The sequence below is a fragment of the Caulobacter sp. LjRoot300 genome (genome assembly GCF_964253875.1).
Lineage (GTDB): Bacteria > Pseudomonadota > Alphaproteobacteria > Caulobacterales > Caulobacteraceae > Caulobacter.
The window spans coordinates 203,990-218,801 of record NZ_CAXUSA020000002.1; the positions used below are offsets into that span (position 1 = coordinate 203,990).

The following is a 14,812-nucleotide window of genomic DNA, read 5'->3' on the forward strand; positions in this document are numbered from 1 at the left end:
CTTTTTCACCGAACGCAGGGCGTCCAAGGGTCGGGTCGCCCCTTGGGCGGCGCAAAAAAGGTACCGCTACCACTCGCGGGAGCGAATGACAGCCTTGTCATGCCCCCGCCTCATCCCTCACTTGACCGTCGCGGTGGCCCGTCGCTCCAGCTTGCCCCAGCCCACGCGTCCGCCGCGGGCCGCGGTCAGCACCGATTTGACGACCACGTAGTACATCAGCTGCCGGTAGCCGAAGCGCTGCACGGGCAGATACGGCAGGTCGGCCCAGGGCGCGCGCTTCTCCAGGGCCATCCCCAGGGCGCCGGCCGACAGGTCGACCAGGATGAACGCCCCCCAGTAGAGCAGGCCGCGGATCGTGTCGTCGGGCGACCACTCCACCGGGTGGGCGATGGCGCCGTAGAGGCCCGAGACCAGGCTCCAGACCACCGCCAGGTCGACCAGCGGCGCGGCGACGGCCAACAGGATCTGGAACAGCCAGATCTGCGGCAGGGCCACGAAACCGAGCGCCGGGGCCTTGGGATTGAACAGGGCCGCGCGATGTTTCCAGACACATTGCAGGGTGCCGAACGACCAGCGGAAGCGCTGCTTGAGCAGACCGCCGACCGTGTCGGGGGCCTCGGTGAAGGCCTGGGCGGCGGGGTCGAAGGCCACCTTCCAGCCGGCGCGCTGGCAGGCGATGGTCAGATCCTGGTCCTCGGCCAGGGTGTCGGACGGATAGCCGCCCAACTCGTCCAGCACGCTCTTGCGCCAGGCGCCGACCGCGCCCGGCACCACGGTCACCGCCCCAAGGGCCGCCAGGGCCCGGCGCTCCAGGTTCTGGGCGGTGACATATTCCAGCGCCTGCCAGCGGGTGACGGTGTTCAGGCGGTTGCCGACGATGGCGTTGCCGGCCACCGCCCCGATCATCGGGTCCTGGAACCAGCGCACCAGCCGGCCGATGGTCTTGGGCGGGAACAGGGTGTCGGCGTCCAGCGCCACGACATATTCGCCCTTGGCCACGGCCAGGCCGCGGTTGACCGCCCGCGCCTTGCCGCCGTTCTCGAAGCTCAGCAGGGTCACGCGCGGATCGGAGCCGTGGGCCTGGCGCACCGCCTCGGCGGTGCCGTCCTTGGAGCCGTCGTCCAGGACCAGGACCTCGATGTTCTTCCACTCCGATTCCAGGATCCGCGACACCGAGGCGGCGATCACCTTTTCCTCGTTGAAGCAGGGGATCAGCACGCTGACCAGCGGACCGGTCTCGGGATCCAGGTTCTCGGGGCTCTGGTGCGTCCAGCGGTGGACCAGGGCCAGACCGGCCAGGAACACCAGCCGCGCCAGGCCCAGGGCGATGGCGGTGATGAACAGCGCGCTCAGCAGGAACTTGAGGGCGCGGAACAGGCCGAAGCCGACGCGGTCCAGGGCCAGGGCCAGGGGATCGCGGTCGCTGACCGGCATCGCCTGGGCGGGGGTCATGCCGGCCAGCTCGCCGATGGTGACCAGGCGATAGCCGCGGGCGCGGATGGCGTCGATCAGGCCCGGCAGGGCGGCGACGGTGCGCGAGCGGTTGCCGCCGGCGTCGTGCAGCAGCACCACCTGCCCCGGCCGGTCGCCGGGATGGTCCAGGCGCTCCAGCGTGCGGTCGATGATCGTCTGCGGCGTCGGCTTCTGCCAGTCGTCGGGGTCGATCCGCAGGCCGACGATCAGGTAGCCCAGCTCCTGGGCGATCACCAGCGGGGCCACCTCGTGCGGGGTCGACGGCTCGGCGTCGCCGAAGAACGGCGGCCGGAACAGCCGCATCGAGCGGCCGGTGATCACCTCGAACAGGCGCTGGGTGGCGTTCAGCTCGACGTCGGTCTGGGCGATCGGGATCTCGCCGATATTGGGGTGGGTCCAGGTGTGGCTGCCCACGTCATGGCCTTCGGCGACCTCGCGCTTCACCAGGTCGGGCCGGGTCTGCATGTTCTCGCCGATCACGAAGAAGGTGGCCGGCGCCTTCTTTTCCTTGAGGATGTCGAGGATCTTCGGCGTCCAGCGCGCGTCGGGGCCGTCGTCGAAGGTCAGGGCCACCAGGCCCGACTTCTGGCCGTAGCGCTCGATCACGTACGAGCTGGGCAGGACGTCGTAGGTCTGGTCCGAGATCAGGCCCGTGTCGGGATCGAACGCCACGCTCCGCTTGCCGGGCGTCGGCAGGTTGGCCACCCGCAGCACCTCGCCGCCGCCGTCGAAGTCGACGCTGGTTCCGGCCGGGATGCGGGTCAGGCCGGCGGCCGAGGCCTGGCCGTAGGGCTTGCCCAGTACGCTCCAGACGCCCGGGTCCTCCATGCCCATCCGCCACAGGCCGTAGCCGCGCGGCTTCCAGGCGTCGGTGACCTTGACCTGGTTGAACAGGGTCGTCGCATCCAGGAACCAGACCTCGTGGCTGTCGCCGCTGTCGTCGACATAGTCGTAGGTCGGGTTCAGGGCGTCGTCGTCCATGTCGATGGTCGTGCCGGCGTCCTGGGCGTTGCGGATCGCCTCGTGGAAGGTGGCCGGCGAGCCCGCCACGGCCTTGCCCGCCTTGTTCAGGGTCCAGTCGTAGCCATAGGCGCCCAGGGCCATGACCGTGCGGGCCGGATCCAGCTTGGCGAAGCGCTTGGCCAGCTCGCCCTCGTACCAGTCCTGGCCGGCGTTGGGCCCGGGATCGCCGCCGCCGTAGTGCTGGTCGTAGGCCATCAGCACCAGGGTGTCGGACGCGTCCTGCAGCGCCTTCAGCGGCCAGCCCTGGCCGTCGAACGGCGCGGTGACCCAGACCTCTCGGCCCTGCGGCTTGAAGGCTACGCGCGCCTCCGCCAGCAGCTTGGGATAGTTGGCCAGGCCCGCGGGCGACAGGTTCTCGAGGTCGAAGACATAGCCGCCATAGCCGCGCTTGACCGCCAGGTCGGCCAGGCCGGCGATCAGCTTGGCCCGGGCCTTGGGATTGGCCAGCAGGGCGTCGGCCAGGGGCCCGTTGAAGGCGGCGTTGGCCGAGTTGTGGACCAGGGGCAGCACGGCTGGATGGTTGGGCGCGGCGGCGATCCGGGCCACGCCCTGCGGGTCGTCGTCGATGGCGATGTCGCCGTCCGGCCCCCGCAGCGCCACCCACTGCGGCGAGACCACGTCCAGCTTGTCGATGTTGCGGCGCAGGGACTCGCGGGAATCCTCGTCCCAGCTGACATAGAAGCCGACGCTGATCGGCCGCGACTGGGCCGCGCCGCCTCGACCGGCGGTCGGCCTCGGCACCTTGCGCCAGTCGAGGTTCGGCTTCAGCCGGTGCGCCGTCTCCTTGTGCAGCGACGACAGGACGTGCGGGTCCTTCAGCGTCACCGTCGGCAGGCGCGGCGCGAAGGCCAGGGTGGCCAGGAAGGCCGCCACGATCGCGGCCAGGGCCGACAGGGTGATCCCGAGGATCAGTCGCATCCTCCGGTCCCGCCGTCCGGTGGGGTCGTGGAAGATATGCCGGTCGTCGCCGCCCATGCTCGCAGTCCCGCGTTCGTCAGCCGGCTCTTGTAACCTGAACGTGTCGGAACAGTGGCGCTTCTTCAGGTGCGGTCAATCGCCCCATCCGGCGCCCCATCCGGCGCCCCATCCGGCGGTCCGGGCCTAATCCACCCAGTCGCGGGCCAGGCGACGCGAGGCCAGGAAGAACAGCAGGGCCGCGACGAGGTAGAAGCCCATGCCGGTATAGATCGACCAACGCAGGGATTCCTGCCCGAAGGCCGGCTTCAGCAGGTCCGAGATCAGGCCGAAATAATAGGTGCCGACCGCGATCCCCAGCAGGTTGTTGATCAGCAGGAACAGGGCCGAGGCCGTGGTGCGCATCGGCGCCGGCGCCAGGTGCTGGACGGCGGCGGTGATCGGCCCCAGCCAGGCCAGGTTCAGCCCCGTGGGGATCAGGAAGATGCCGAAGGCCAGGGCCAGGGCCGCGCTTCCGCCCATCTGCCCGCCCAGTCCGGCGACCAGCGACCCGCTGTTCATGGCCAGCAGGAAGCAGGGCACCGAGATCAGGAACGCCACGGCCGGGGTCAGCGGGTAGCCGGCCTTGGACTTCGCCCCCAGCCGGTCGGCCACCGCCCCGCCCAGCCAGATGCCCAGCACGCCGCCGAAGAAGGCGATGCCGGAATAGTACCAGGCGGTCTCGCGCAGGGTCAGGCCCAGGCTGCGCATGAAGAACGACGGCAGCCACAGCGCCACGCCGTAGCCGCAGACGGAGGACGACGCCGCGCCGAACGACAGCAGCCAGAAGCTGGGCTTGGCGGCCAGCACCCGGATGACCTGGCTCAGCGGCGCGGCCGGGGCCTGGACGGTCGTGGTATCGCCCGCCGCCATGTCGGCCCCGCCCCGGCGCGGGTCGCGGACCACCAGGCGGAACACCGGGGCCAGCAGCAGGCCGATCGCGCCCACCGCGATGAACGCCGTCCGCCAGCCGAAATGCACGGCCAGCAGGCCGCCAACCAGCGCTCCGGCCGCCGTGCCCAGCGGAATGCCGAACGCATAGGCCGCCAGGGCGCGGGCCCGCTGGGACTTGGGGAAATAGTCGGCCAGCATCGAATAGGCCGGGGCGACTCCGCCCGCCTCGCCGATGCCCACGCCCATCCGCGCCAGGAACAGGGCCGAGAACCCGCCCGCGAAGCCGCACAGGGCGGTGAAGCCGCTCCACAGGGTCAGGGCGGCGGTCATGATCCACACCCGGCTGAAACGATCCGCCAGCCAGGCGATCGGGATGGCCAGGGTCGTGTAGAGCAGGGCGAAGGCCAGGCCGCTCATCAGCCCGAACTGGCCGTCGGTCAGGCCGAACTCCTCCTTGATCGGCTTGGCCAGGATGCCGAGGATCTGCCGGTCCAGGAAGTTGAGCGTGTAGACCAGGATCAGCATGGCCAGCACGACGTAGCGGTAGCGCGCGCCGGGGGTCTGGATCTGCCTGCTTGCGTTGCTCATGGGGGTTCCGCCGCGAATCGTGAGGAGGACAGGGAACCCGCGACGGCGCTCAACGGCAAGCCGTCGCCGACCTTTATGCGCGCTTGCGTCGATTTGAGTTCGACAGGCCGCAAGGCGCGCAAACGAAAACCGCCCCGGAGCCGGGCTCCGGGGCGGTCTCCTTCGAACGAAGCGGGACTCAGTAGGCCGTGCGCTGCAGCGGCACGATGACGGCCGTCGAGACCAGGATCCAGACGTCCTTCAGGATCGACCAGCTCTCGATGTAGAGGTTGTCGAACCGGATGCGTTGCTCCATGTCGGCGACGGTCTCGGTTTCCCCGCGAAAACCCTTGACCTGCGACAGGCCGGTGATCCCCGGGCGGGCGCGGAAGCGCTTGTGGTAGTCGGCGATGTTGGAGCCGTAATATTCGTCGTGGGCCAGGGCGTGCGGGCGCGGCCCGACCAGCGACATGTCGCCTTTCAGCACGTTCAGGAGTTGCGGCAGTTCGTCCAGGCTGGAGCGGCGAAGGAACCGCCCCACGCGCGTGACCCGGCTGTCGTTGCGGGTGGCCTGCTTCACGACGTCGCCGTCATCGGCGACCGTCATCGAGCGGAACTTGTAGACGCGGAACGGCACACCGTTCAGGCCGGTCCGTCTTTGCACGAACAGGACCGGTCCGCGGCTGTCGAGCTTGATCGCCAAGGCGATCAGCAACAGCGTCGGCGCCAGGAAGATCAGCAGGCCGAGCGAACCGGCGAGGTCGAGGAAACGCTTCTGAAGGCTGTAAGCCGGGCCGCTGCGAGGCATGCTCGGCCGCTCCAAACTAGTAATGGCGTACCCCTGTTCCATATCAGACCTCATCCGTCTTTCGTGCCGGGCCGATGGAATAGCGCCCTCGGAGTCGTCCCTAGCAAGGGTCGCGCCAGTCAAGTTTCCAAGCTCAACCATTTCGAACGGCCGCTTGTTCGAGACCTTTGCTGAGATTGTTTCTTGGTCCACACTGAGATCCCCATTAACAATCCAGAAGCCATAAGGGAACACGCGAAAGCTCTTTTTTGCGATCTGGTTGTTCAAGCGACAGCGACGGCATATTTTTTCGCCACAACGCTAGATCGTTTTGACACTCTTTCGGCGCTTCCCGACATGGGTCAGATTCTTGTGACACCAAACTAGTGTCTCGAATTGGGCCATGCAGCCCCGTATTGAAAATTTCATGTCGCTCGCGACCAACGGGAGAAACGGATGGCCGGCGCCGCTCTGATGGCCGCGGAATGGGGCGGCAAGGTCGCCGGCGCCTCGAGGATCTTCAGGCCGTCGGGATCAGGGCCGTTTCCGGTCGCGCTGATCCTGCACGGCTGCGGCGGCAAGACGCCGTTCCTGGAGACCTACGCCCAGGTCGCCGTCGAGGCCGGCTGGGCGGCCGTGGTGGTCGACAGCTTCGCGCCGCGCGGCATCTCGCCCCTGCGCGCCAAGCTGACGGTCTGCACGGGAACCACGCTGCAGGGCCTCAAGCGTTCCGCCGACATCTTCGCGATGCTGGCCTGGTTGGAGGACCAGCCCTGGGCCGACGCCGAGCGCGTGTTCCTCGCCGGCTGGAGCCATGGCGGCTGGTCGATCATGGACGGCTATGCGGTCGGCGCGAACGCAGCCCGCGCCACGGGGATCATCGACGCCGATCCCCTGAAGCTGCGGACGCGGGTCAAGGGCGCGCTGCTGGTCTATCCGTACGCGGCCTATCCGTCCCTGACCTCCAGCCTCGGGTGGACCGGGGCGCTCGACGACGCGGTGAGCCCCAAGGTGTTCTCGGTGATTGGCGGCAAGGACCAGGTCGTCGGCTGGAAATATCCGCAACTGGCGCTCGACCGGCTGAGGCGCGACGGCGTGACGGTGGACACGCTCTTCTATCCGGACGCCACCCACGCCTTTGACGACGATCGCGCCAACGATCCGCGCGCCAGGTATCGCCCCGACCTGTTCGCCCGGACGCAGGACTATTTCGCCCAGGCCCTGGTCGTGACGAGCGCTGGCTGAGCGCCCCGAACGCGATCTGACCGAATGGCCTGATCAGGCGGGAACCGGCGCGGTCGGGCGCTCGCGGCGCAGGGGCATGGGACCGCGATAGGCCAGCCGCCACAGCCATTCGAGCGGCCCCATGGTGAAGCGCGCCATCCACCAGCGCGACCACAGGATCTGCAGCAGCCAGATCACCGCCACCGCGCCCGCCAGGAACGGCCGGTCGACCTTGCCGTACAACCCCGGACCACGACCGCCGTACAGCAGGATCGTCATCAGGATCGACTGGCTCAGGTAGTTGGTGAAGGCCATCTGGCCCACCGGCGCCAGCACCGCTGGGATCGCCTTCCAGACCTTGGCCTGGGCCGCCAGCATCATCAACCCCACATAGCCCAGGCTGACCACGGGCGCCGTGGCGCTCTGCAGCCAGCGGGCCATGGCCCGCGGCGCCCAGGGATGGGTCGGCAGCACCATGTAGAGCGTCTCGGCCATGCCGACGATCACCAGGGCGCCCAGGCCCGCGCCGATCAGGCCGCGATAGAGGCCGGTCGAGGCCTTGCCGGTCAGGACGCCCAGCTTGTAGAGCCCCATGCCGATCAGCATCAGCGACAGCACCAGCAAGGGCCAGGTCGGGGGCCACTGGGTGAAGGAGGCGGACACGTAGTCCCAATAGTCCCTGGCGTTCTGGACGAAGGACTGGGCGAAGCTCCCGGCGTACTGGGCGCTGTCGGCATGGACCTGGGCCAGGAACTTGGCCATGGCGGCCGGCGGCGGGTCGCCGCCGCCCTCGGCCGCGTGCTTGAGCATGTTCCAGGCGCCCCAGGCCGAGAGGCCCAGATGCAGGCCGATCCCGGCCTGAAGCAGGCGCTTGGCCGGCCACGAGCGGGCCCACATCGCCAGCAGCCCGACGATCGCATAGGTGTTCAGCACGTCGCCCTGCCAGATGACCAGGCCGTGGAACAGGCCGATCGCCAGCAGGCTGACCAGGCGCAGGACCAGGATCCTGCGACGCTCTCCAGCGTCGGGGCCGGCGTCGCCCTCGCCGCCCACCAGCAGGATCGAGGCGCCGAACAGCATGGCGAACATCGAATAGAACTTCTGCTGGAAGAACACCTGGGTGACCCACCAGACCGCGACCGAAGCCGGCGCCATGCCGAGCGGCCAAAGGGTCAGGCTGGTGGCCACCTCGTGAGGTTCGGCCGAGATCGGGATGTTGCACAGCAAGATGCCCAGCACCGCCAGGCCCCGAAGGGAGTCCAGCAGAACGATACGATCCTTGACCATGCAGCCCCCCAAACGCCTGGCCCACGCCGACCGGAGCCGATCCTGTACCGGCTCGGCCTTGGAGACAACCCAGAGGTGTCGCATGGCGACGCCGGAGCGCTCCAGCAATCCCTCCAAGGCAGGGCTATCGCCACCGAAAACGGTTGTCATCCCGGACGAGTGCGCAGCGCGAAGATCCGGGACCGACGCGTGAGCTCGGCGCTTGCGGCGGTCCCGGATCGGCGCCCGGCTTCGCCGAGCTTGTCCGGGATGACAGGTTTTTCCCGAACGAGGTTACGAGGCCGTCGCCAGGCCCCGCAGCGCCGCGTTGGCGATGGTCAGCTTGGCGAAGGTCCAGCCGCCGCCGGCCTGTTCGATGTCCTCCACCGTGCGCTTGGCGGCGCGGACGGTTTCGGCGCGAAGGGCGCCCCACGAGTTGACCGCCGCCTTGGCCGAGACCTCGTCTTCGCCCGCCTGGGCGTTGGCGGCGAACTTCAGCACCGTCTGGGTGATCGCCGTCTGCTCGCCGAGCATGTCCTCGATCAGCCGGCGGACGGCCAGACGCTCGAAGGCGTCGCCGCCCACGAACGATCCGGCCGCCGAACGCAGGCGGTCGAAGCCGAAGGCCGCGCCCACCTGGTGATAGAGGCGGGCGACGTTCTCGACCGACCAACTGGAGGCGTTGCCCAGGTCCACAAGGTCGGCAGCGGTGGTCATCGGCTGCAGCGCGGCCACGGCCTGGGCCAGGGCCTCGGGCGCGCCGTCGGCGACATAGGCCTTGGCCCGCTTGGCCGAGGCCTTCTGCTCGAACGGCGAGAGGATCGTGGTCCCCAGGGTCGACAGCGCCTTGACCGACGGCCCGTAGGCTTCGACCAGCTGGCCGACGGTCGATTTGTCCTTGAACGCCCGGCGGGCCAGCCAGAAGGTCAGGCTGCGCAGGGCGTAGGCCAGGGCCTTGTACAGCGCCAGCTGACCGCTAGCCGAGACCTTGCCGTCCAGGGCCGCGACCTGGTCCCACAGGACGTCGATCCCGAGAATCTCGCGCGCCGCGGCGAAGGCGATCACCAGGGCGGTGGTGTCGCAGGCCGCGGCGGCCCGCAGGCGGCTGGGAAAGGTCGGGCCGCACATGTTGATCATCTGGTTGTCGAGCACCGTGGCGATGATCTCGCGCCTCAGGCGGTGCTGCTGCATGGCGTCGCCGTACGGACCCAGGGCCGGCGGGAAATAGCCCTTCAGCGTCGCCTCGAACCAAGGATCGTCCGGCGCCTGGGAGGCGACGATGTCGTCGAACAGGTCGATCTTGCCATAGGCCAGCAGCACGGCCATTTCCGGTCGGGTCAGGCCCTTGCCGGCCTTGGCGCGCTCGGCCAGGGCTCCCGCCTCCGGCAAGCCCTCGACCTTGCGGTCCAGCCGCCCCTTGGCCTCAAGCTCGGCCATGAACCGGGCGTGGGACTCGACCTCGGAGACGGCGTCGCTCTCCATCAGGGACAGGGCCAGGGTCTGGTCGTAGTTGTCGGCCAGCACGTGGCCGGCCACGTCGTCGGTCATGGTCGGCAGCAGCCGGTTGCGGGCCTCGCGGTCCAGCTTGCCGCCGCGCTCCAGGATCCCGGTCAGGATCTTGATGTTGACCTCGTGGTCGGAGCTGTCGACGCCGGCCGAGTTGTCGATGGCGTCGGTGTTCAGGCGCCCCCCGGCTTGAGCGAACTCGATGCGACCGGCCTGGGTCAGGCCCAGGTTGGCCCCCTCGCCCACCACCTTGACCCGCAGGTCGGCGCCGTTGACGCGGATGGCGTCATTGGCCTTGTCGCCCGCCTCGGCCTGGCTCTCGCTCCTGGCCTTCACATAGGTGCCGATGCCGCCGAGATAGAGCAGCTCGGCCTTGGATTTCAGAATCGCGGTCAGCAGTTCGGCCGGGGTCACCGTCTCGGCCTTGATCTCGAACAGGACCCGCGCTTCCGGCGACAGGGCGATGGTCTTCAGCGAGCGCGCGAAGACGCCGCCGCCCTTGGAGATCAGGCTCTTGTCGTAATCGTCCCAGGACGAGCGCGGCAGCTTGAACATCCGCTCGCGCTCGGCCCACGAGGTCGCGGGATCGGGATCGGGATCCAGGAAGATGTGGCGATGATCGAAGGCGGCCAGCAACTTGGTCTGCTTGGACAGCAGCATGCCGTTGCCGAACACGTCGCCGCTCATGTCGCCGACGCCGACCACGGTGAAGGGTTCGGTCTGGATGTCCTTGCCCAGCTCGCGGAAGTGGCGCTTGACCGCTTCCCAGGCCCCGCGGGCCGTGATGCCCATGACCTTGTGGTCGTAGCCGACCGAACCGCCGGAAGCGAAGGCGTCGCCCAACCAGAAACCGTAGTCCTCGGCCACGCCGTTGGCGATGTCGGAGAAGGTGGCCGTGCCCTTGTCGGCGGCGACGACCAGGTAGGGGTCCTCGCCGTCATGGACGATCACGCTGGCCGGCGGCACGATCCGGTTGTCGGCGTCGATGTTGTCGGTGATGTCCAGCAGGCCCGACAGGAAGGTCTTGTAGGCGCGGATCGCCTCGGCCTGGATGGCGTCGCGATCTCCGCCGCGCGGCAGGTTCTTCGGATAGAAGCCGCCCTTGGAGCCGACCGGCACGATCACCGCGTTCTTGACCTGCTGTGCCTTGACCAGGCCCAGCACCTCGGTGCGGAAGTCGTCGCGGCGGTCGGACCAGCGTAGGCCGCCGCGGGCGACGGGACCGAACCGCAGGTGCACGCCCTCGACGTGCGGGGCCGAGACATAGATCTCGCGATAGGGCTTGGGAGCCGGCAGGTCCTCCAGCTCGCGCGAGGCGATCTTGTAGCTGATATAGGGCTTGGGCTCGCCGTCCGGGCCGACCTGGAAGAAATTGGTCCGCTGGATGGCGCCGATCAGGGCGGCGATGCGACGCAGGACGCGGTCGGCGTCCAGGCTCGCGACCGCCTGCAGGGCCTCGTTGATGTCGGCCTCGACGGCCTTGGCCTGTTCCTCGCGGGCGGTCAGGTCGGCGCGCACGGCCGGGTCGAACTTGATGCGGAACAGGTCGAGGATCAGGCGGGTGACACCGGGATTGTCCGACAGGGCCTGCTCCTGCACGCCCTGGCTGGGATCCAGGCCGGTCTGCTGGCGATAGCGGGCCAGGGCGCGGACCAGGGCGGCCTCGCGCCAGCCGACGCCCAGCTCCAGCACCAGACGGTTGAAGCCGTCGCTCTCGGCCCGGCCCGTCCAGATGGCGACGAAGGCGGCCTCGAAGGCGGTCTTGATGTCGCCGAACGACAGGTTCTCGCCGCGCTCGTCGCGCAGGGTGAACTCGTGGACCCAGACCTTGGCGTGGGTGTCGCTGGCCGGCGTCAGCTTGAAACCGTCCTCGATCAGCGCCTTCAGGCCCATGTGTTCGAGGATCGGCAGGACGTCGGCCAGGGGCGCGGCGGCGCCGGGGCGATAGAGCTTGAATCGGAAGGTCAGCTTGTCGTCGTCGGCCAGGCGGAAGGCGCGGACCCGTACCGCCTCGTCGGCGGCCAGGTCATCGACCACGGCCAGGTCGGCCAGGGCCTCGGCGGCGTCGTACTGGTCGCGATAGCCGGGCGGGAAGGCGCCCTGCCAGCGGGCCAGGGTCTCGGCGACACGGCCCGGAGCCCCGCCGTCGCGCACGGCGGCCTCGAAGCGGTCGTCCCAGGTGCGGGCGGTCTCGGCGACGGCGGCTTCCAGCGCCGCCAGGTCCGGATCGCCGTGCTTGCCCGGCGTCACGCCCAGCACATAGTGGACACGGGCCAGGGGCGCGTCGGAGAAGCTGGGATAGTAGGCGCTGACCCGGCCCTCGAAGGCCTGCGCCAGGATCTTGCCGGCCCGCTCGCGCACGCCGCTGTCGTAGCGCTCGCGCGGCACGAACATCAGCACCGAGATGAAGCGGTCGAACGGGTCGCGGCGGGCGAACAGCCGCACGCGCGGCCGGTCGTAGAGGTGCAGCACCCCCATGGCCATCGACAGCAGCTCGTCCTCGGAGATCTGGAACAGCTCGTCGCGCGGCCAGGTCTCCAGGATGTTGCGCAGGCGCTTGCCGCTGTGGCCTTCCGGATCCTTGCCGGCCTCGGTGAGCACGTGCTCGACCTTGCGGCGGATCACCGGCACCTCGTGGGCGGGCGTCTCGTAGGCCTCGGCGGTGAACAGGCCCACGAACCGGACCTCGCCCGACGGCTTGCCGTCGGCGCCATACCGGCGCACGCCGACATAGTCCATGTAGCCGCGGCGATGGACCTTGGAGCGCAGGTTCGACTTGGCCACCACCAGGGGGGCGCCCAGCAGCAGGTGGTCGCGGACCTGGGGCGACAGGATCGCCGGCTCGCTGCCCCGGCGCAGCACGGTCAGGGTCTGGTCGCGTAGCACGCCCAGGCTGCCCTCGGGCTGATACAGCGGCTCCTCGGCCGCGTAGCCGCCTTCGGCGGTGCGGGGATAGTCGTAGACCCGCGCGCCCAGGAACACGAAGCGGTCGCCTTCGAGCCAGTCGAGGAAGGCCAGGCCCTCCTCGCGCTCGCCCTCGGGGATCGGGGCCTGGGAGGCGCGCAGCTCTTCGATCGAGCGGCGGATCAGGGCCTTCATGGCGTGGAAGTCGTCGACCGCCAGCTGGACATCGGCCAGGGCCTCGCGGACGGCCCCGACCAGCGCGGCCTCGCGGTCCTCGCCCACGGGGGCCAGGTAGACCTGGATCATCGAGCGCCGGCCAGCCCCCTCGCCCAAGTCCGGGGTGTCGATCACCGGGTGGAACATGGCCCGCACCGAGAAGCCGTGCTCGGCGATGGCGCCCATGATGCTGTCGACCAGGAATGGACGATCGGGCTGGACGATCTCCAGCAGGTCGCTCTTCAGGTCGGTCCCGTCGGCGCGGACAGCCGGACGGACGCGGATCGAGAGGGGCTCCGAAGCGCTTTCGCCGAAGCGCCAGAAGTCGGCCAGGGCGTGGGCGACATCGGTGGGATCGAAGCCCGGCAGCTCTTCGGCCGACCAGTCCTCCTGGACCTGGGCCGCGAACCGGGCCTGGGGCCCTGTCATAGCCTCCTGCCCCAGGGCCGCGCCGAAGGCCGAAATCAAACCGTCGGATTGAGCAGCGGCCGCCTTGGGGTCAAGTTTTGCACCGACCATGGGATTTCCTCGCGAATTTTTGGCGACAACCTAGCCTTTTCGGGCCCGGTTTCAACCGTAGCTCGGGAAAGGCACAGAATATCTTACCGAAGGATATCCACCGGCCGCGGACGCGGAAGCGCCGCCGGTTGGGGGGAACCGGCGGCGCGGGCCCGCCCGGGGGGAGGCGGGCGATTCCGCATCGGACGCTCCAGAAAATCGGTCTGCGTCGTGCGGGGTCGGCATGGGGGGCTGCCGACAGGATCTAGATAGGAAGGTCATTTGGGATTTGAAGTCCCCCTGGTCGACTTCTGTCGCGAAGCCAACGTGGAACCTGCTTTTTTGTCGGACGAAGTCTTGTCGGGCGCGCCCGGCGTCTTGCGGTCCAGGCCCGCGCCGCTGGGGTCGCCGTCCTCCGACAGCAGGATGGCGATCCAGCGCGTCCCCTCGAACTGGGCCATGATCAGCATCAGGGCCACGGTCAGCGGCGTGGACAGGAACATGCCCGTCACGCCCCACAGCGCGCCCCACACCGCCAGGGACAGCAGCACGACCGTCGGGTCGATGTTCAGGCTGTCGCCCTGCATGCGCGGATAGATGACGTTGCCGACGACGAAGAAGATCAGCTCCAAGGCGCCGAACAGGATCAGGGCCGGCCAGAAGCTGTCGGGGAACTGCACCAGGGCGAACAGCGGCGGCAGGATGCAGCCGACCGCCCCGCCGATGATCGGGATGTAGGCGGCCACGAAGATCAGAAAGGCCCAGAACAGGGCGTTGTCCAGCCGCAGCAGCATCATCACCACCCAGGCGGCGGCGGCGATCATCAGGCCGGTGACCGTCTGGATCCATAGGTACTGCTCGACGCCGTTACGGATGCGTTGGAACAGCTGAACCGCTCCGTCGCGCTCGGCATGATGCGGATAGAGCGCGACGATCTTGCGACTGAAGCCCCGCCGCGAGGCGATGATGAAGCCCAGATAGATCAGCACCAGTATGGCGTTGGAGGCGAAGTTCTGCAGGCTCTGGGCCGCCGCCCCGGCGTACTTGCTGGGATTGAGCTGGTTGATCAGGTCGCCGATCGTCGGCGCCACCTTGATCCCGACCAGCGAGGCGACCTTGGCGATCACCTCGTTGAGGCGCGGCGCGTAGTCGCGAATCTGGCCGACGAAGCTGGCGCCGTTGGCGGTCACCACCCAGACCGCGGCGACGAACATGGCGATCGACAGGAAGATCGCGGCCGGCAGGGCCAGGTTCCTGTGGAACCTGGGCAACCGCTCGACCAGCACGCGGGCGAAGCTGTCGATCATCACCGCCAGGAACGCGGCCATGGCCAGGGGCGTGAGGATGCCGCGCATCCAGTACAACGCGGCGGCTCCGGCGATGACCGCCAGGAACACCAGGGCGTTGCGGCCGGTGATCGACGGGGAGATGGACATCGGCGGGATCTCTCTCGAAAGGTCTGTAAAAGACTGTCGCCACATTGCGCGAGGCGATTGGCGC

7 protein-coding genes are annotated in these 14,812 nt (G+C 68.9%); 1 reads left to right on the forward strand and 6 read right to left on the reverse strand.

Going from position 1 to position 14,812, the window contains the following annotated elements:
* Positions 1 to 117: 117 nt before the first annotated feature.
* The 3 genes from ACSQ2G_RS06350 to ACSQ2G_RS06360 all read right to left on the reverse strand — a co-directional run bounded on the left by ACSQ2G_RS06350 (position 118) and on the right by ACSQ2G_RS06360 (position 5,860).
* A complete protein-coding gene (locus ACSQ2G_RS06350) occupies positions 118 to 3,414 on the reverse strand; it encodes a glycosyltransferase (RefSeq protein ID WP_436029250.1) in 3,297 nt (1,098 codons plus the stop codon).
* A gap of 183 nt (positions 3,415 to 3,597) precedes the next feature.
* Complete coding sequence (locus ACSQ2G_RS06355) at positions 3,598 to 4,932, reverse strand: spinster family MFS transporter (protein WP_436029252.1); 1,335 nt, start codon at positions 4,930 to 4,932, stop codon at positions 3,598 to 3,600.
* A gap of 178 nt (positions 4,933 to 5,110) precedes the next feature.
* Entirely contained in the window at positions 5,111 to 5,860 is a 750-nt protein-coding gene (locus ACSQ2G_RS06360; RefSeq protein ID WP_436030534.1) for an exopolysaccharide biosynthesis polyprenyl glycosylphosphotransferase, read from the reverse strand.
* Between the two features lie 294 nt (positions 5,861 to 6,154).
* Between ACSQ2G_RS06360 and ACSQ2G_RS06365 the strand changes: the two genes are divergently transcribed.
* Positions 6,155 to 6,943 (forward strand): dienelactone hydrolase family protein, encoded by a 789-nt coding sequence (locus ACSQ2G_RS06365; RefSeq protein ID WP_436029253.1) that lies wholly within the window; start codon positions 6,155 to 6,157, stop codon positions 6,941 to 6,943.
* Between the two features lie 33 nt (positions 6,944 to 6,976).
* On the opposite strand, the gene ACSQ2G_RS06370 is transcribed toward ACSQ2G_RS06365, so the two are convergent.
* The 3 genes from ACSQ2G_RS06370 to ACSQ2G_RS06380 all read right to left on the reverse strand — a co-directional run bounded on the left by ACSQ2G_RS06370 (position 6,977) and on the right by ACSQ2G_RS06380 (position 14,748).
* Positions 6,977 to 8,209 (reverse strand): DUF418 domain-containing protein, encoded by a 1,233-nt coding sequence (locus tag ACSQ2G_RS06370; RefSeq protein ID WP_436029255.1) that lies wholly within the window; start codon positions 8,207 to 8,209, stop codon positions 6,977 to 6,979.
* A gap of 273 nt (positions 8,210 to 8,482) precedes the next feature.
* Positions 8,483 to 13,333 (reverse strand): NAD-glutamate dehydrogenase, encoded by a 4,851-nt coding sequence (locus ACSQ2G_RS06375; protein WP_436029257.1) that lies wholly within the window; start codon positions 13,331 to 13,333, stop codon positions 8,483 to 8,485.
* A 257-nt stretch (positions 13,334 to 13,590) separates the two neighbouring features.
* Positions 13,591 to 14,748, reverse strand: coding sequence for an AI-2E family transporter (locus ACSQ2G_RS06380; RefSeq protein ID WP_436029259.1), 1,158 nt, complete (start codon positions 14,746 to 14,748; stop codon positions 13,591 to 13,593).
* Positions 14,749 to 14,812 lie beyond the last annotated feature (64 nt).